The organism is Bradyrhizobium sp. HKCCYLR20261 (assembly GCF_051168435.1).
Lineage (GTDB): Bacteria > Pseudomonadota > Alphaproteobacteria > Rhizobiales > Xanthobacteraceae > Bradyrhizobium.
Genome location: NZ_JBNPUZ010000008.1, coordinates 192511 through 210030, shown reverse-complemented (window position 1 = coordinate 210030; position 17520 = coordinate 192511). Strand labels below are relative to the sequence as shown.

The 17520-nt window shown below is 66.0% G+C and carries 16 protein-coding genes; 7 read left to right on the top strand and 9 right to left on the bottom strand.

Annotated features, from left to right (window positions below; all coding sequences use genetic code 11):
• Positions 1-145: 145 nt before the first annotated feature.
• Complete coding sequence (locus ACQR1L_RS20730) at positions 146-1717, top strand: ABC transporter substrate-binding protein (RefSeq protein WP_434859771.1); 1572 nt, start codon at positions 146-148, stop codon at positions 1715-1717.
• A gap of 302 nt (positions 1718-2019) precedes the next feature.
• Here the strand turns inward: ACQR1L_RS20730 and ACQR1L_RS20725 are convergent, their stop codons facing one another.
• The 5 genes from ACQR1L_RS20725 to ACQR1L_RS20705 form a co-directional block, all read right to left on the bottom strand.
• Entirely contained in the window at positions 2020-2988 is a 969-nt protein-coding gene (locus ACQR1L_RS20725; RefSeq protein ID WP_434859770.1) for an NAD(P)H-dependent flavin oxidoreductase, read from the bottom strand.
• A gap of 144 nt (positions 2989-3132) precedes the next feature.
• Positions 3133-3750, bottom strand: coding sequence for a hypothetical protein (locus ACQR1L_RS20720; protein ID WP_434859769.1), 618 nt, complete (start codon positions 3748-3750; stop codon positions 3133-3135).
• Positions 3750-4331 carry a YqaA family protein gene (locus tag ACQR1L_RS20715; protein ID WP_434859768.1) on the bottom strand — a complete coding sequence of 194 codons (582 nt, stop codon included), beginning with the start codon at positions 4329-4331 and terminating at the stop codon, positions 3750-3752. The genes ACQR1L_RS20720 and ACQR1L_RS20715 overlap by 1 nt, the downstream gene beginning before the upstream one ends.
• A gap of 73 nt (positions 4332-4404) precedes the next feature.
• The gene (gene hisE / locus ACQR1L_RS20710; protein WP_434859767.1) at positions 4405-4806 is read right to left on the bottom strand and encodes a phosphoribosyl-ATP diphosphatase; all 402 of its coding nucleotides are present in this window, start codon (positions 4804-4806) and stop codon (positions 4405-4407) included.
• Between the two features lie 106 nt (positions 4807-4912).
• Positions 4913-5311, bottom strand: coding sequence for a hypothetical protein (locus ACQR1L_RS20705; protein WP_434859766.1), 399 nt, complete (start codon positions 5309-5311; stop codon positions 4913-4915).
• Positions 5312-5589: 278 nt separating this feature from the next.
• Between ACQR1L_RS20705 and ACQR1L_RS20700 the strand changes: the two genes are divergently transcribed.
• The 5 genes from ACQR1L_RS20700 to ACQR1L_RS20680 all read left to right on the top strand — a co-directional run bounded on the left by ACQR1L_RS20700 (position 5590) and on the right by ACQR1L_RS20680 (position 12667).
• Entirely contained in the window at positions 5590-6642 is a 1053-nt protein-coding gene (locus ACQR1L_RS20700; protein ID WP_434859765.1) for an ABC transporter substrate-binding protein, read from the top strand.
• An 88-nt stretch (positions 6643-6730) separates the two neighbouring features.
• Positions 6731-8521 (top strand): glucan ABC transporter ATP-binding protein/ permease, encoded by a 1791-nt coding sequence (locus ACQR1L_RS20695; protein ID WP_434859764.1) that lies wholly within the window; start codon positions 6731-6733, stop codon positions 8519-8521.
• 174 nt (positions 8522-8695) lie between these two features.
• A complete protein-coding gene (locus ACQR1L_RS20690) occupies positions 8696-10123 on the top strand; it encodes a D-alanyl-D-alanine carboxypeptidase family protein (RefSeq protein ID WP_434859763.1) in 1428 nt (475 codons plus the stop codon).
• Positions 10124-10321: 198 nt separating this feature from the next.
• Positions 10322-12013, top strand: coding sequence for a long-chain fatty acid--CoA ligase (locus ACQR1L_RS20685; protein WP_434859762.1), 1692 nt, complete (start codon positions 10322-10324; stop codon positions 12011-12013).
• Positions 12014-12181: 168 nt separating this feature from the next.
• Positions 12182-12667, top strand: coding sequence for a peroxiredoxin (locus ACQR1L_RS20680; protein WP_434859761.1), 486 nt, complete (start codon positions 12182-12184; stop codon positions 12665-12667).
• A gap of 187 nt (positions 12668-12854) precedes the next feature.
• Here the strand turns inward: ACQR1L_RS20680 and rnhA are convergent, their stop codons facing one another.
• The 3 genes from rnhA to ispH all read right to left on the bottom strand — a co-directional run bounded on the left by rnhA (position 12855) and on the right by ispH (position 15403).
• Positions 12855-13319 carry a ribonuclease HI gene (gene rnhA, locus ACQR1L_RS20675; protein WP_434859760.1) on the bottom strand — a complete coding sequence of 155 codons (465 nt, stop codon included), beginning with the start codon at positions 13317-13319 and terminating at the stop codon, positions 12855-12857.
• Positions 13316-14287, bottom strand: a complete 972-nt coding sequence (locus ACQR1L_RS20670; RefSeq protein WP_434859759.1) for a homoserine kinase — start codon at positions 14285-14287, stop codon at positions 13316-13318. The genes rnhA and ACQR1L_RS20670 overlap by 4 nt, the downstream gene beginning before the upstream one ends.
• A 147-nt stretch (positions 14288-14434) precedes the next feature.
• Positions 14435-15403, bottom strand: coding sequence for a 4-hydroxy-3-methylbut-2-enyl diphosphate reductase (gene ispH, locus ACQR1L_RS20665; RefSeq protein ID WP_035641886.1), 969 nt, complete (start codon positions 15401-15403; stop codon positions 14435-14437).
• 284 nt (positions 15404-15687) lie between these two features.
• On the opposite strand from ispH, the gene ACQR1L_RS20660 reads away from it, so the two are divergent.
• Positions 15688-16386: a DUF1013 domain-containing protein gene (locus ACQR1L_RS20660; protein WP_434859758.1), complete on the top strand. Its 699-nt coding sequence runs from the start codon at positions 15688-15690 to the stop codon at positions 16384-16386.
• Positions 16387-16669: 283 nt separating this feature from the next.
• Here the strand turns inward: ACQR1L_RS20660 and ACQR1L_RS20655 are convergent, their stop codons facing one another.
• Entirely contained in the window at positions 16670-17404 is a 735-nt protein-coding gene (locus ACQR1L_RS20655; RefSeq protein ID WP_434859757.1) for an OmpW/AlkL family protein, read from the bottom strand.
• Positions 17405-17520 lie beyond the last annotated feature (116 nt).

Here is a 17520-nt window from a genome sequence, read left to right as displayed (position 1 = left end):
AGCCGTGCCGGGTTACCGAAATGGTCATGCTCTTAGGAAAGGCTGGTCTGTGCATGGTGACGGTCTTATGGCTTATCCGTCGCGGACAGAGCGTCAATTCACCAGGCGGAAGACCTGGATTGGGGTCGATAGTGGGATAGTGGCAATGAGCTTTCGTTCTAGCGTGTTTCTGGTTGCGGCATTGCTCGCAACTCCCGCCAGCGCGGCGGGCACCAATGCGGATGTCGTACGTAATCTCGCGAGCCGGGTCGGTCCGATCGTGGGAGCAGCGTCCGCGTGTCAGGCGATCGACCAGGGCCGCGTTCAGGCCATTGTCGACAAGTTTCGCGAGGTGATCCGGGAGGCATCCACGGGCGGCTCGGATCGCGACGAACTCACGCGCGTCTTCAACGGCTATGTCGCGGACGGGCGCAACCGCGTGGGCGCAGCGCAGACCGACTGCAACACGGCTGGACGCCAATTGGCCGAACTCGAGCGCTCATTGGGGCAGAGCGCGCCGAGCCAGACGGCCACCAGCCTTGCCGGGGTGATCGCGCCGTCCGCGGCCGTCGCAGCCACCGCGCCAACAGCCACCCTGCCGCCGCCCGCCGCCAGCAATGTCCAGGGCGTCAACGCCAACGAGATCCGCTTCGGCATCGCCGCTCCGTTCTCCGGGGCGTCGAAAGAGCTCGGACGGCAGATGAAGATGGGCATCGAGGCCGCCTTCAACCGCGCCAATGATTCCGGCGGCGTCGCCGGCCGATCGCTGCGGCTCTATTCCGCCGACGACGGTTACGAGCCGTCGCGCACGCTCGATGCGATGAAGCAGCTCTACGAAAAGGACAAGGTGTTCGGCTTCATCGGCAATGTCGGCACGCCGACGTCGGCCGTCGCCATGCCCTACGCCCTGCAGCGCCGGACCCTGTTCTACGGGGCGTTCACCGGGGCCAACATCCTGCGCAACGATCCGCCGGATCGCTACGTCTTCAACTATCGCGCCAGCTATGCGGAAGAGACCGACACGGTCGTGCGCTATCTCGTGAAGCTGCGCCGCCTGCAGCCGCGTGACATCGCCGTGTTCGCGCAGCAGGATGCCTATGGCGATGCCGGCTTCTCCGGCGTGGCGAAGGCATTCCGCTCGCTCGGCCTAGCCGACACCGCGATCACGCGCTTCAACTACAAGCGCAACACGGTCGACGTCGACGAGGCGGTGAATCAGCTCCGCGCGATGAAGACCCCGCCCAAGGCGATCGTCATGGTGGCGACCTACCGGGCGGCCGCGAAGTTCATCGAGAAGACCCGCGACCTCTACCCGAGCATGATCTACACCAACGTCTCCTTCGTCGGCTCGACCGAGCTGTCGGATGAGCTGATGCTGCTCGGCCCGCGCTATGCCTCGGGCGTGATCGTCACCCAGGTGGTGCCGGCGGTCGGCGGCTATTCCAGCGCGGTCCTCGAATACAAGGGCGCGCTGGAGAAGTACTTCCCGGGCGAGGCGCCGTCCTACGTCTCGTTCGAGGGCTATGTCGCCGCCAACGTCCTGATCCAGGCGCTGCGCAAGGTCGGTCCGCAGCTCGACACCGAGGCGCTGATCGACACGCTGGAGAACATGCAGAGCATCGATCTCGGCCTCGGCGCCAAGCTCGGCTTCGGCCGCGCCGAACACCAGGCATCGCACAAGATCTGGGGCACCGCGCTCGACGAGCGCGGCAAGTTCCAGGCGATCGAGCTCGAATAGCCCCGTCGATCCCAGCGGGACCCCGAGACAGAAACGCGGCAGCCCCGGCTGCCGCGTTTTTCCGTTTGACGTGATGCGGTGGCTCATCGCTTTCGCGTAGGTAGCATTGCGACGGCCCGCAGCTCGCGGCTGCTCCAATCGCAGCGGAAGCTCTCTGCTCCGTCATTCCGGGGCGTGCGCAGCACGAGCCCGGAATCCATCTCACGGCAGATCATGCAGCCCGATGGATTCCGGGCTCATCGCGCTGGCGCGCGTCGCCCCGGAATGACACCGAGATGGGAGCACGGCCGCAGGCCGCAAGCTCACAGCGGCGGATCAATGGCCTCGTCGTATTCCTTCTTGAAGCGGGCGATCAGCTCGGCGGCGGGCAGCACCTCCTTGATGGCGCCGATGCCCTGGCCGGAGCCCCAGATCTCCTTCCACGCCTTCGGCTTGGCTCGCTCGCCGGAGGCATCGGTGCCGAAGCTCATCTTCGAGGGGTCGGAGGTCGGCAGATTGTCCGGATCGAGGCCGGCGGCGACGATCGACGGCTTCAGGTAGTTGCCATGCACGCCGGTGAACAGGTTCGAATAGACGATGTCGTCGGCACCGGACTTGGTGATCATGTCCTTGTAGTTCTCGACCGCATTGGCCTCCTTGGTGGCGATGAAGGCCGAGCCGATATAGGCGAAGTCGGCGCCGAGGATGCGGGCGGCGCGGATCGCGCGGCCGTTGGCGATGGCGCCCGACAGCGCGATCGGACCGTCGAACCAGCTGCGCGTCTCCGCAACGAAGGCGAACGGCGAGATCGTGCCGGCATGGCCGCCGGCGCCGGCCGCGACCAGGATCAGGCCGTCAGCGCCCTTCTCGATCGCCTTGTGGGCGAAGAACTGATTGATGACGTCGTGGAAGACGATGCCGCCCCAGGCATGCGCCGCCTGGTTCAGCTCCTCGCGTGCGCCGAGCGAGGTGATCATCATCGGCACCTTGTACTTCTCGCACAGCGCCAGATCCTGCTCGAGCCGGTTGTTGGAGCGGTGCACGATCTGGTTGACCGCGAACGGCGCCGATGGACGCTCGGGATGCGCGCGGTCGTAGGCGGCGAGTTCCTCGGTGATGCGCGCCAGCCATTCGTCGAGCAGCGCGGCCGGGCGCGCGTTCAGCGCGGGAAACGAGCCGACGATGCCGGCCTTGCATTGCGCGATCACCAGGTCGGGCACGGAGATGATGAACAGCGGCGAGCCGATCACCGGGATCGACAGGCGTCCCTTGAACAAGGCGGGCATGGACATGGACAGGAATTCCTCTTGGTGAAATGCGGTCGCTCGTGATCCCGAGCATGCCCGACATCATGCCGTGATGGCAATTCGCTCGCAGAGGGACCGGAAAAGCCCGTGGAGGGTCTTGCGTTGAGGCGCTGGCCAGAACGCGACGGTCTACTGGCAGAGCGCCGAGGTTACGAAGGTATCGGTGCGGCAGTCGTCCGGCTTGCGCTGGCGACCGGGGATCAGCACCTTTGCCGAGCAGGTCTCGGCGGAATCGGTGTTGAGGCTCTTGCCTTCCTTGTAGCCCTTGCCTTGGCACAATTTGTCGGCGCCGAGCTTGCAGTCCGGCGTGCCGTTGGTGGCGATCGGGCAGACGATGCGGCCGGACACCATCGTGGACGGTTTGGCGAGCCGCGAGAGCGTGTCGCCGGTCTCCTTCAGGACGCCGCCCTGGTTGTCGCCGCCTTTGGGCGCGGGCGGCTGGACGGCCTGCCGTGGCGGCTGCGGCGGCTCCGACGGCGCGGCCTGCGCGCCATCGTCCGTCGCAGGCGGCTCGGCGGGCTCGGGGCGCTTCAGCGGGATGATCGACATCTTGTCGAACAGCTTGCCGAGTTCTTCCACCAGACCGGGATTGGAGGGCGGCGGAGGCGGCGTGGCGGCAGGTGGCTGCGGCGGCGGTGCCTCGCGCAGGCCAGCGCCAGGGGCCGATTGCGCCCATGCCGCGGCCGTGAACAGCATCGCCGCGATCAAGGCCGAACCTGCGATCAGCCCGGCGCGCCGCGTCCGCATCAGATGAGCTTCACGGCGATGACGAAGCCCGCCACCAGCACGGCCGCGCCGATCGCCACCCACAGGCCGAGATGCTTCTCGATGTGCACCCTGATCCATTCGCCGTAGCGATTGAGCAGGATCGCGGCGATGAAGAAGCGGCCGCCACGGGCTACGATCGAGCAGATGACGAACAGGAACAGGTTGTAGCCGGCAAAGCCCGACGTGATCGTGACGAGCTTGTACGGGATCGGCGTCAGCCCCTTGAGGAGGATGATGATGGCGCCCCATTCGGCGTAGGAGGCGCGGAAGGCGTCGACCTTGTCGCCGAGACCATAGAGATGGATCAGCCATTGGCCGAGCGAGTCGTAGAGCAGCGCGCCGATGGCATAGCCGACCACGCCGCCGGCGACCGAGGCCGCGGTGCAGACGCCGGCGAACAGCCAGGCGCGTTGCGGCTTCGCCAGCGACATCGGAATCAGCATCACATCCGGCGGCACCGGAAAGAACGAGCTTTCAGCGAAGGCGATCGCCGCCATGATCCAGAGAGCATGCGGCTTGTGGGCGGCGTCGATACACCAATCGTAGATCCGTTTGAGCATGGCCGGGGATGAAGCAAACCGGGCCGCATTTGTCCATGCGTTTGTCTTTGGGCGATGTGCCCATTCGGCGACGCTAATGCCGCTTGCGGATGATCCGGTTGTCGGCCGCGACGATCGGTCGCCCCGGAACACGCGCAGACGCCGCCTTGGCGACCTTCACCGGCGATTTCGGCAGTTTCTCCGCGATGCCGAGCATCAGCTCGCGCCGCTCCATCTCGCGCCAGACGTCCTCCGGCTGGATGCCCAGCTCGGCCCACAGCACGGCGAGATTGTAGATCAGGTCGGCGCTTTCGCGCACCACCGCCTGCGTATCGCCGCCGACGGCATCGATGGCGACCTCGATCGCCTCCTCGGCGAGCTTCTTGGCCATCTTGCCGGTGCCCTGCTGCATCAGCTTGGCCGTGCGCGAGCGCGCGGGATCCAGATCCCTCGCCGCGAGAACTGCGCGATAGAGCCGCTCGATCGAATCAGTCATTCGGCCACAATAGTTAAAATCAATGGCGGTGGTGTTAACGAGTGCGGCAGACATGAAAAAATCCGCCGGCGCGAGGCCGGCGGATTTTCTGAGGGGTGATCGTTGATCACCAGCGATTGTAGTAGCCACCGCCGTAATACGGACCGCCGCCGCCATAATAGTTATAGCCGGGGCCGTAGCCGTAATGGGCCGGACGACCGTAGTAATAGTGGTCCTCGTAGTAGGCGCGACGGTTCTGCGCCGCGGCGATGGCGAGACCCGTGCCGACGATGCCGGCGAAGGCCGCGGCAGCCGCCGCACCGCCATTGCCGCGATAGTGGCGCCGGCGCGCGCTGACGTCGGTCAGGCCGCCGTCATTGGCCGTCTTGGCGACAGTGCCCTTGTCAGCCGGCGCGGAGCCGGCGAAGGCGAGGGTCGGCGCAACAGTCGTCAACGTCACCGCGGCCACCGTCGCCAGGACGGTAGCACGGCCAAAGCGTGAAAAACTTCCGCGCTGTGCGATCATGTGGATCCTCCGTGTGATCAAAACTCGCCAAATCAACTCCTCAACTGGGGTGACAGTTCCCCCGGCGAAACCGCGAGTCGAAGCCGCAAATCGCCGCAGGCCTTGCTCATGGACCGTTCAGATTCCATCGGACATGATCAAGCACCGCCGGCCCCGAGCGGCGTTGTCACGAAATTGACACATCGAGATCGCCGTCGCGGCCGCTGAACTGATTAGAATACCGGCGCCGAGACCATGCGGCCTCGTCAATACCGGCGTGACCTGATGCGCGTGACCTGATGCGTATGCGACGACCCATCACCCTGCTTGCTCTGGCGCTGCTCGCGGCTGTCGCGCCTGGATGGTTGCCCTCAGGACGCGCGAGCGCTGAGGAGCCGAAGCGCCCGGTCGCGGTGATGTTCGCGCTGGACCGCGCGCTCGATGGCAGCCTGGCGCCGTTCGTGCTCGCCGGCAGCCGCGGCCTGTTCGGCGCCGAGGGCGTCACCGTCACGATGACCACGGCCAAGGGCTCGACCGAGGCGATCGCCCGCGTGGCGGCCGGTGAGGCCGATATGGCGCTCGCCGACATCAACGAGCTGATCCGCTATCGCGACGGCACCAACAGCCAGCCGATCAAGGCCGTGTTCGTGCTGTTCAACAAGGCGCCCTATGCGATCATCGCACGCAAGAGTCGCGGCATCAACGCGCTCGCCGACATCGAGGGCAAGACGGTCGGCGTCGCCGAGGGCGATCTCTCGATCCGGCTGTGGCCGGCGGTGGTGAAGCACAATCATCTCAAGGCGGAGACGATCAAGCTGTCGCGCGTCGGCGCGGCGGTGCGCGAGCCGATCCTGTCCGCCGGACAGGTCGACGCCGTCAGCGGCTTCTCCTACCTCTCGGCGATCAATCTGCGCGACCGCGGCGTGCCGGCCGCCGATCTCGCCGTGCTGCGCTTCGCCGACTATGGCTGCGAGGCCTATGGCCACGCGGTGATCGTCAGCCCCGGCTTTGCCGCCAAGCAGCCGGGAGCCGTGAAAGGCTTTCTGCGGGCGCTGACCTCGGGCGTGCTGCTCGCCATCAAGGACCCGGCGGCGGCCATCACCGAGGTGGCGAGCAAGATGGACGATCCATCGCGCGAGCTGGAACTGGAGCGGCTGCAGGCCGTGCTCGCCGACAATGTGCTGACGTCGGACGTCCGCCGCGACGGCCTCGGGGGCATCGATCCCGCCCGGTTCGAGCGCGCGCTCGACCAGATCGCCGAGGATCGCAAATTCACCCACAAGCGCCCGGCTCCGGCCGATATCTTCGACAACGGCTTTCTGCCGCCGGCCGACAGTCGCCTCGTCAATTGAGCGCTCGCCGCGATTGCCGATCCCTTGCTAACATCGGGTGAGCCGCCGGCCGGCGGTGATTCCATCTCTGCTCACGAAGCGCCCTGCCATGTCCCTGCTCCGCATCTATCTCCGCGTGCTTCAATTGCTTGGAAAGGAGGCGCGGCTGGGCTGGATCGTCGCCGTGGCCAACCTGGCGCTGGCGGTGGCGCAGTTCGCCGAGCCGGTGCTGTTCGGACGCATCGTCGACTCATTGTCGGGCAACGCCTCGACAGCGACGGCCTGGCCGCTGCTCGCGGCCTGGGCGGCGTTTGGCCTGTTCACGATCCTCGCAAGCGCATGGGTCGCCCTGCAGGCCGACCGCCTCGCGCATCGCCAGCGCCACGCGGTGCTGACCAGCTATTTCGAGCACATCCTGCAGCTGCCGCTGACGTTCCACTCCGGCACGCATTCGGGACGGCTGATGAAGGTGATGATCAACGGCACCGACGCGCTGTGGAAGCTGTGGCTGTCGTTCTTCCGCGAGCACTTCGCCGCGATCATGTCGGTGCTCGTGCTGCTGCCGCTGTCGCTGTACCTCAACTGGCGGCTCGCGATCCTGCTGTTCGTGCTCTGCGTGGTGTTCACGGTGCTGACCACGCTCGTGGTGCGCAAGACCTACGGCATGCAGAGCGAGGTCGAGGAGCATTACAGCGATCTCTCGGCGCGGGCCTCCGACGCGCTCGGCAATGTCGCGCTGGTGCAGAGCTTCGTGCGCATCGATGCCGAGGTGCAGGGCCTGCGCAGCGTGGCGGGCCAGTTGCTCTCGGTGCAGATGCCGGTGCTCGGCTGGTGGGCGCTGGTGACGGTGATCACGCGCGCCTCCACCACGATCACCGTGCTCGCGATCTTCACACTCGGCATCGCCCTGCACCAGGCCGGGCTGACCTCGGTCGGCGAGATCGTGATGTTCGTGTCGTTCGCGACCATGCTGATCCAGAAGCTCGAGCAGGTCGTGTCCTTCATCAACAACGTGTTCATGGAGGCGCCGCGGCTCGCCGAATTCTTCACCGTGCTCGACGCCGTGCCCGCGGTGCGCGACCGCCCGGATGCGATCGAGGTCAGCCGGCTGTCCGGCCTCGTCGAATTCAACGACGTGTCGTTCTCCTATGACGGCAAGCGGCCGGCGGTGGAGGATCTCAGCTTCACCGCGCTGCCAGGCCAGACCATCGCGCTGGTCGGCCCCACCGGCGCCGGCAAGTCGACCGCGATCGCGCTGCTGCATCGCGCCTTCGATCCGCAATCCGGCTTCATCAAGATCGACGGCATGGACGTGCGCGGATTGAAGCTCGCATCGCTCAGACGGAACATCGGCGTCGTGTTCCAGGAGGCGCTGCTGTTCAACCGCTCGATCCGCGAGAACCTGCTGGTCGGCAAGCCCGATGCGACCGACGAGGAGCTGCGCACAGCCGCAGCCCGCGCCCAGGCGCTGGAGTTCATCGACCGCGCCGAGCAGGGCTTCGACACCAATGCCGGCGAGCGCGGCCGCATGCTGTCGGGCGGCGAGCGCCAGCGGCTGTCGATCGCCCGCGCGCTGCTGAAGGACCCGCCGATCCTGATTCTCGACGAGGCGACCTCGGCGCTCGATGCCGTGACCGAGGCCAAGCTCAATGCGGCGCTCGACGAGGTGATGAAGGGACGCACGACCTTCGTGATCGCGCATCGGCTCTCCACCATCCGCAACGCCACCAGGATCCTGGTGTTTGCGAACGGACGCGTGATCGAAAGCGGAACGTTCGATGAACTCGTTGCCAGAGGCGGTCATTTCTCGGAACTGGCAAAGGCCCAGTTCATGGTGCAGGAGAATGCGCGCGCGTCGCTCACCGCGCCGGAGGGCGACGGCAACACCGTCAAGGCCTGATCGCGGGACGCTTTCATCGTGGAATTGAATGGCTGGCCCCTGTTAACCAGGATCGAGCCGGTATAGGTTCGCGACCTGCCGCAACCGACGCGGCGCCGGACACGCTTGAAACCCGAAAGCCCTCTTGCCCACCTCGCGATGCGAGGCGGGTTCTCAAAGGACCGGACCAGACCAGTGCAGACGCTTCGCCTGTTGTCCCGCTATTCCTCGCTGAAAGTTCTCGCTCTCGCTGCCGCTCTCTTGCTCGCGCCGCGCCTGGCCCAGGCCGAAGCGCTGCTGCTCGTCGAAGCCGATACCGGCAAGGTGCTGGAGGCACAGAACGCGACCTATCCGTGGTACCCCGCCTCCGTCACCAAGCTGATGACGGCCTATGTGACGCTGAAGGCGGTGAAGGAAGGCAAGATCTCGCTCGACACCCTGTTCACGGTGTCGCCGACCGCGGCATCGCAGTCGCCGTCGAAGATGGGTTACCGGCCAGGCACGCAGCTGACCGTCGACAACGCGCTGAAGATGATGCTGGTGAAGTCCGCCAACGACATGGCGGTGGTGCTGGCGGAAGGTGTCGGAGGCTCGATCGACGGCTTCTCGGCGATGATGAACGACACCGCGCGCAAGCTCGGCATGACGCAGACGAGCTACGTCAATCCGAACGGCCTGCCCGCCGATGGACAGATCACATCGGCACGCGACCTCGCGATCCTGGCGCGGGCGATCATCCGCGACCTGCCCGAATACGAATATTTCGTGCACATCCCCTCGATCCGCTACGGCCGCCGCGTGGTGCAGAACTTCAACCGGTTGATCGGGCGCTATCCCGGCGCCGACGGCTTCAAGACCGGCTTCATCTGCGCCTCCGGCTACAATCTCGTGGCCTCGGCGACGCGCAATGGCAAGCGCCTGATCGCGGTCGTGCTCGGCGCCTCCTCGGGCCAGATGCGGGCGGTGCGCGCGATCCAGATGCTCGACCGCGGCTTCAACGGCAACCAGCTGAGCTGGCTGAAATCGCCGCTCGGCAATGTCGAGCAGCTTGCCCCCGTCGACGCGACGCCGCCGAACCTGCGCGACGACATGTGCAACGGCAGGCGACACCGGCCGGCCAGCGACGATGACGGCGAGGAGACGATTGCCGGCGCCGAGGGCGAATCGACCGGAGGCACCCTGCTCGCCGGCCTGCAGGCGCCGACGATGAAGCCGTCCGAGCTGCTGGCCGCAGCCCCCGCCCCCTCCGAGCCCGTGCTGGTCTATACCGGTCCCACCCGCACCGGCGCGGCCCTGATCGCGGCGGTCGCGGCCGACGCCGATGCGCAGACCCCGGCCAAGCGCCGCGGCAAGAAGGCGCATGCCACCGCCGCCGGCAAAGAGGCGAAGCCAGCCACCCGCACCGCCGCCAAGTCCGAGGCGGATGCAAAGCCCGCGGCCAAGCCAGGCTCCAAGCCCTCGGAGGCGAAAACGTCCGACGCCAAGCCGGCCGCCGCCCGGCACGCCGCCAAGCACGAATCCAGCCCAAAATCAGCGGCTTCCGACACGGCCGCCAAGCCGGCCAAGCCCAAGGCGGCCGCCAAGCCGAAAACCGACGGCAAGCCCGCGCCGAAGGACGGCTGATCCCGCGTCGCACACCCGCGCTGGCAGCCGGCCACGGCGCCGGCACGGCGTTCTCCCCGTCCCTCTTTCGTCTACGCCCCGACCGCTTGCCTTGCCCGGCCGGAGGTGAGATTTTGGCCGCCGAATGCCGCCCCCCGGGACGACCGGCGCGCCGGCACATCAAGCGACCATAAAAGACGATCAGGAGAGGGAAGGTTCATGGAGCGCATCTGGCTCAAGCACTATCCGGCCGGCGTTCCCGCCGATATCGAGCCCAGCAAGTACCAATCGCTGGTCGAGCTGCTGGAAGAGAGCTTCAAGAAGTTTGCCGACCGCCGCGCCTTCATCTGCATGGACAAGGCGATCAGCTATCGCGAGCTCGACGAGATGTCGGTCGCGATGGGCGCCTATCTGCAGGGCCTGGGTCTGGCGAAAGGCGCGCGCGTCGCGCTGATGATGCCGAACGTGCTGCAATATCCGGTCGCGATCTCGGCGGTGCTGCGCGCCGGCTATGCGGTGGTGAACGTCAATCCGCTGTACACGCCGCGCGAGCTCGAGCACCAGCTCAAGGATTCCGGCGCCGAGGCGATCATCGTGCTGGAGAATTTTGCCCACACCGTGCAGCAGGTGGTCGGCCACACCCAGGTCAAGCACATCGTCATCGCCAGCATGGGCGACCTGCTCGGCTTCAAGGGGGTGATCGTCAACCTCGTCGTCCGCCGTTTGAAGAAGATGGTGCCGGCGTTCTCGCTGCCGGGCGCGGTGCCGTTCAACGACGCGCTCGCCGCCGGCCGCGGCAAGCGCTTTCAGAAGCCGGTGATCGGTCCGGACGACGTCGCCTTCCTGCAATATACCGGCGGCACCACCGGCGTCTCGAAGGGCGCCACGCTGCTCCACCGCAACGTTGTCGCCAACGTGCTACAGAACGACGCCTGGCTGCAGCCGGTGATGGACAAGCCGCCGCATGTCGATCAGCTCCTGATCGTCTGCGCGCTGCCGCTCTACCACATCTTCGCGCTGACCTGCTGCTTCCTGCTCGCGGTGCGCGCCGGCGGCGCCAACCTGCTGATCCCCAACCCGCGCGACATCGCGGGCTTCATCAAGGAGCTGATGAAGTACCAGGTCAACACGTTCCCGGCCGTCAACACGCTGTACAACGGCCTGCTGCATCATCCCGATTTCAAGAAGATCGACTTCTCCAAGCTGAAGGTTTCGAACGGCGGCGGCATGGCCGTGCAGAAGCCGGTGGCCGACCAGTGGAAACAGGTGACCGGCTGCAGCATCGCCGAGGGCTATGGCCTGTCGGAGACCGCGCCGGTCCTGACCTGCAACGTGCCGACCTCGACCGATTTCACCGGCACGATCGGCCTGCCCCTGCCCTCGACCTGGCTCTCGATCCGCGATGACGACGGCAACGAGGTGCCGCTCGGCCAGCCCGGCGAGATCTGCGCTAAGGGCCCGCAGGTCATGGCCGGCTATTGGAACAGGCCGGACGAGACCGCGAAAGTCATGACCTCGGACGGCTTCTTCCGCACCGGCGACATCGGTGTGATGGCCGCGGACGGCTCGATCAAGATCGTAGACCGGAAGAAGGACATGATCCTGGTGTCCGGCTTCAACGTCTATCCCAACGAGGTCGAGGAGGTCATCGCCGCCCATCCGGGCGTGCTGGAGACCGCCGTCATCGGGCTTCCGGACGAAAAAACCGGCGAGGTCGTCAAGGCCTTCGTGGTGAAGAAGGACCCGAACCTCACCCCCGAGGATATCGTCAAGCACTGCCACGAGCAGCTGACGAACTACAAGGTGCCGAAGCAGATCGAGTTCAGGACCGAGCTGCCGAAGACCAATGTCGGCAAGATCCTGCGCCGCGAGCTGCGTGATGAAAAGAAGAAGCCGGCGGCTGCGGCCTGATCCGTTGGCAGCGCAGCACCGTTGTGCGATGACGGAGTCGTGAACGCGGCGGGCCGTTGCCGTTTGCAGCCCGCCGAATAGTGTAGCGCGCACCGCGCAAGACACATTCGCAGAGATCCGTTCGCAAACGCCCGTTTGCAAGGCAGATCCAGGGGAAGGAGTTTCGATATGACGATCCAGGTTGGCGAAAAGCTGCCGCAGGCCCAGTTCCGCGTGATGAGCGAGGAAGGCCCGCAGGTCAAAACCACCGACGACATCTTCAAGGGCAAGAAGGTCGCGCTGTTCGCCGTGCCCGGCGCCTACACCGGCACCTGCCACAAGATGCATCTGCCCAGCATCTTCCTCAACGCTTATGCCCTGAAGGACAAGGGCGTCGACACCATCGCGATCGTCTCCGTCAACGACGCCTTCGTGATGAACGCCTGGAAGCGCGATACCGACCAGCGCGACGAGGCCGTGTTCCTGGCGGACGGCAGCGCCGAGTTCACCAAGGCGATCGGCATGGAGCTCGACGCCACCGCCCACGGCCTCGGCCTCCGCTCCAAGCGCTATTCGATGCTGGTCGAGGACGGCAAGGTCACCAAGCTGAACCTCGAAGCCGCCCCGGGCAAGGTCGAGGTCTCCGGCGGCGACACGCTGCTCGGGCAGCTGTAAGTCGTTCGACCTGTCGAGACTTGAGGCACACCGCCTCCCCACAAATAGTGTCATTCCCCGCGCAAGCGGGGAATCCAGTACGCCGCGGCCTCTCGGCAGAGCACGACCGCCGGCGGGTACTGGATCACCCGGTCAAGCCGGGCGATGACAGGTGAAGGTGAGGCAAGGACCCCGGCTAACTAACTCGTCAGCCCCGCACGTTCTTCTGCATCCGCGCCATCGCCACGCCGTCGCGCGCCAACTGATCCGCGCGCTCGTTCTCGGGGTGGCCGGCGTGGCCCTTGACCCAGTGCCAGTTGACCTTGTGCGGCTTCAGCGCCGCATCCAGGCGCTGCCACAGCTCGGCGTTCTTGACCGGCTTCTTGTCCGCCGTCTTCCAGCCGTTGCGCTTCCAGCCATGGATCCAGCCGGTGATGCCCTGACGGACATATTGGCTGTCGGTGTAGAGCTCGACCTGGCACGACTTCTTAAGCGCTTCCAGCGCCGAGATCGCCGCCATCAGCTCCATGCGGTTGTTGGTGGTGTGCGGCTCGCCGCCCTTCAGCTCTTTTTCCTTGTCGCCGAAGCGCAGGATCGCGCCCCAGCCGCCAGGGCCCGGATTCCCGGAGCAGGCGCCATCAGTGAAGATGCTGACGACCGGAGGCTCGCTCATGCCGCAGCTCCAAGGCCGTAGTCGCGCGCGCTGGTCACCGCCTGATGGAAGCGCAGCTTGCGGACATATTCGAGCGGGTCCTTCGGCTTCACCAGCGCGCCCGCGGGCACATTTAGCCAGTCGACCAGCCGCGTCAGCAGGAAGCGGATCGCCGCGCCGCGCGCGAGCAGCGGCAGCGCCTCCAGCTCCGCCTCCGACAGCGGTCGCGCCCGGCCATAGGCGTTGAAGAAGGCGCGCGCCTTGGTGACGTTGAGCGAATGATCGGCCTCGAAGCACCACGCGTTCAGGCAGATCGCGACGTCATAGGCGAGGATGTCGTTGCAGGAGAACGGGAAGTCGATCAGGCCCGACAGATGATCGCCGAGGAAGAACACGTTGTCCGGAAACAGGTCGGCATGGATGACGCCTTCCGGCAGATGCGTCGGCCAGGCGCGCGCGAGGTGATCGAGCTCGGTCGACAGCAGCGCCGAGAGGCCGGCCTGCACGTAGTCGGCGCGATCGGCGGCCTGGGCGAACAATGATTGCCAGCCGGACACCGACAGCGGATTCGTGCGCACCAGCGGGAAGTCGCGGCCGGCGAGATGCATCCGCGCCAGCGCCTCGCCGACCCCCGCGCAATGCACCACAGCCGGCTTGCGCGGCCACATCCCTTCCAGAAAGTTGATGATCGCCGCAGGGCGGCCCGACAGGCTGGAATACACCGCGCCGTCGCGGTTGCGCGCGGGCTGCGGGCAGCTGACGCCGCGCGCGGCGAGATGCGCCATCAAACCCAGAAAGTACGGCAGATCGTCCACCGCCACGCGCTTCTCATAGAGCGTGAGGATGAAGGAGCCCTTGGTGGTGTGGAGCAGGAAGTTGGAGTTCTCGACGCCCTCGGCAATGCCCTTGTAGGAGAGCAGCTCGCCGATGTCGTAGGTCTTGAGAAAGTCCGCGAGCTCGTCGGCGGCGACGTCGGTGTAGACCGCCATGCCCTATCCTGATGGTCGAAGTTCGCCTGCCCTCGCCTCCCCCGATGCGAACTTCGAAACCAGGGAGGCCCGTTGCGCCTTCATCGCGCATGCAGGCGCCGCGTTCAAGGCCGATCGGGCGCGTCGGACGGAAAAGAAGCGGCCGAATTACTCGGCCGCCGCTTCCGGACGCAGCGAGCGCGGCAGCGGGAAGAATTCATTTTCCTCCGCGGCCGAGACGGTCTCGACATGCAGCACGTATCGCTCGGCGAACGCGCCCATGATCTCCTCGACGATCACCTCGGGGGCCGAGGCGCCGGCGGTGATGCCGAGGCTCTTGATGCCCTCGAAGCGCTTCCAGTCGATGTCCGAGGCGCGCTGCGCAAGCACCGCGATCGGGCAACCCTCGCGCTCGGCGACCTCGCGCAGGCGCTGCGAATTCGACGAGTTCGGCGCGCCGACCACGATCAGGGCATCGACCACCGGCGCCACCTTCTTGACCGCCAGCTGACGGTTGGTGGTGGCGTAGCAGATGTCTTCCTTGTGCGGGCCCGAGATGTTCGGGAAGCGGCCCTTCAGCACGGCAACGATATCGGCGGTGTCGTCGATCGACAGCGTGGTCTGGGTCACAAAGGCGAGATTGTTCGGGTCCTTCGGCGTGAAGGTCGCCGCGTCCTCGGCGGTCTCGATCAGGGTGACGGCGCCCGGCGGGAGCTGGCCGACGGTGCCGACCACTTCCGGATGGTGAGAATGACCGATCAGCAGGATCTCGCGGCCGCGCTTGAAGTGGATGGCCGCCTCGCGGTGGACCTTGGTGACCAACGGACAGGTCGCGTCCAGCGAGAAGAAATTGCGCGCCTGGGCCTCGGCGGGAACCGATTTCGGCACGCCATGTGCCGAGAACACCACCGGTGCGTTGGTACTGTCAGGAATCTCGGCCAGTTCCTCGACGAAGATCGCGCCCTTGGTCTTCAGGCTGTCGACGACGTATTTATTGTGCACGATCTCGTGGCGGACATAGACCGGGGCGCCATAGATGGCGAGCGCCCGCTCCACGGTGTCGATGGCGCGGACCACGCCGGCGCAGAAGCCGCGCGGCGAACAAAGCACGATTTTGAGGTCTGGTTTGGCTGCCATCGGGTGATCTGACATGGGCTGATCTATTGGCCTGATCTGTGCGGGCTGGTTGCGGCGACCGGAGCACCCCGGGCCGGCAAGCGGGGGCGGTCGAGACGGCACGGCTTCGAGCTAGATTGCGTTTGGGTACGACTTGGGACTGCTTTCGAGCCCTGTCAAGGCCGTTTTCGTCAGGCCATTGCGCCCCGCCCCCGGGACGGCTTATATAGGGCGAATTCCCCGTCATCGCCGATGACCGCAGGTTTCGCCCCCCGGGCCGGGGCGGAGCACAAAGGAGATTTGCCATGAGCAACGCCCCGCTGATGCCGAAGGCAACTGCCGTGTGGCTGGTCGACAACACCGCGCTGACCTTCGACCAGGTCGCCGATTTTACCAAGATGCACCCGCTGGAGGTGCGCGCGATCGCCGACGGCGACGCCGCCCAGGGCATCAAGGGCATGGACCCGATCTCGACCGGGCAGTTGACCCGCGAGGAGATCGAAAAGGCCGAGCGTGACCCGAATTACCGGCTCAGGCTGCAGGAGAGCAAGGTCGTGCTGCCGCCGCAGCCGAAGCGCAAGGGCCCGCGCTACACCCCGGTGTCGCGCCGCCACGAGCGCCCGAGCGCCATCCTCTGGCTGGTGCGCAACCATCCGGAGCTGAAGGACGCGCAGATCATGCGCCTCGTCGGCACCACCAAGACCACCATCGCCAGCGTCCGCGACCGCACCCATTGGAACGCCCAGACGCTCACGCCGATGGACCCGGTGACGCTCGGCCTGTGCTCGCAGATCGAGCTCGATTTCGAGGTGCAGCGCGCCGCCAAGGAGAAGCCGCTCGACGCCAATTACAGCGGCGCCACCCTGCTGCCGGCCTCGGAGACCACCCGCAAGGACGAGTACGAGCCGGCCGGCCGCGACGAGGACGACCTCAACGTCGACGCCGTGTTCGCCAAGCTCAAGACCCTCGGCGGCAAGAAGCAAGAGGAAGAAGAGGAAGAGTAGGACGCGCGAGGGTCCATCTCTCAGGCATCGATTCGCAGGCGACTGTCCCCATCAAAGGTGTCGTCCCGACGAACGCCGGGACCCATAGCCACCGGCTTGCGTGACGGCCCGAGATGGTCGTGACTCAGCACCTGATTCCTCACAGCCGCTGCGGCGTATGGCTCCCGGCTCAAGGCCGGGACGACACCAGTTTGACAGTCCCGCGGCTCGCGACCCACGCATAGTTCCAAAAAAATGGCGCCGGTAAACCGGCGCCATGGTAGTCTTGGGAGGAACGCGACGATCAGAACTTGTAGGTGACGCCGGCGCCGACCAGCCAGGGGTCGATGTTGGCGCGGCCGGTGATCGGAATCGCGCCATTGACGGTCGCCGAGTAGTTCGGCTGCAGCCAGAGCTTCTTGACGTCGACGTTCAGGCCCCAATGCTTGTCGAGCATGTAGTCGAAGCCGAACTGAACCGCCGCGCCCCACTGGTTGGAGATGTGCAGGTTGGTGACGGCAAGACCGTTCACGACCTGGTTGGCGGCGCTCTGGTTGAAGAACACCGTGTAGTTCACGCCGGCGCCGATATAGGGCTTGAAGGCGCCGAAATCGGTGAAGTGATATTGCAGCGTGAGCGTCGGCGGCAGCAGCCAGGCCTTGCCGATGTTGAGGCCATCCAGCGTGCCGGTGCCGCTGATCGAGTGCCGCGTCACGCCGAGGATCAGCTCGGCCGCGATGTTCTTGGTAAAGAAGTAGCTGATGTCGAGCTCTGGCACGACCTGGTTGGAGATCTTCAGGCCGGAATTCGGCGACGACAGCGCCGGCACGCCGGCGACGTTCACGCTGGAGCTGCCGCCATCCGGCAGCACGCCGAGCGCGCGGACGCGCAGCATCCAGGGATTCCAGGCCTCGACCACCGGCGCCTTGGTATAGACCGGCGCCGCCGCAGGCAGATCGGCTGCTTGCGCGGAGCCCATCGCTCCGCAGACCGCCGCCAGCACCAGCAGCGACGACGAGATTTGGAATGTTCTGTTCATCGAGGTCCCCATAGCCACACTTGAGCTACATTTGCGCGAGCAAAACCGCGCCTTGCAGTCACACCTGTGGCAGGGACGACACCGTGTTGAATTTGATCTCGATCAAACGGCCCGTC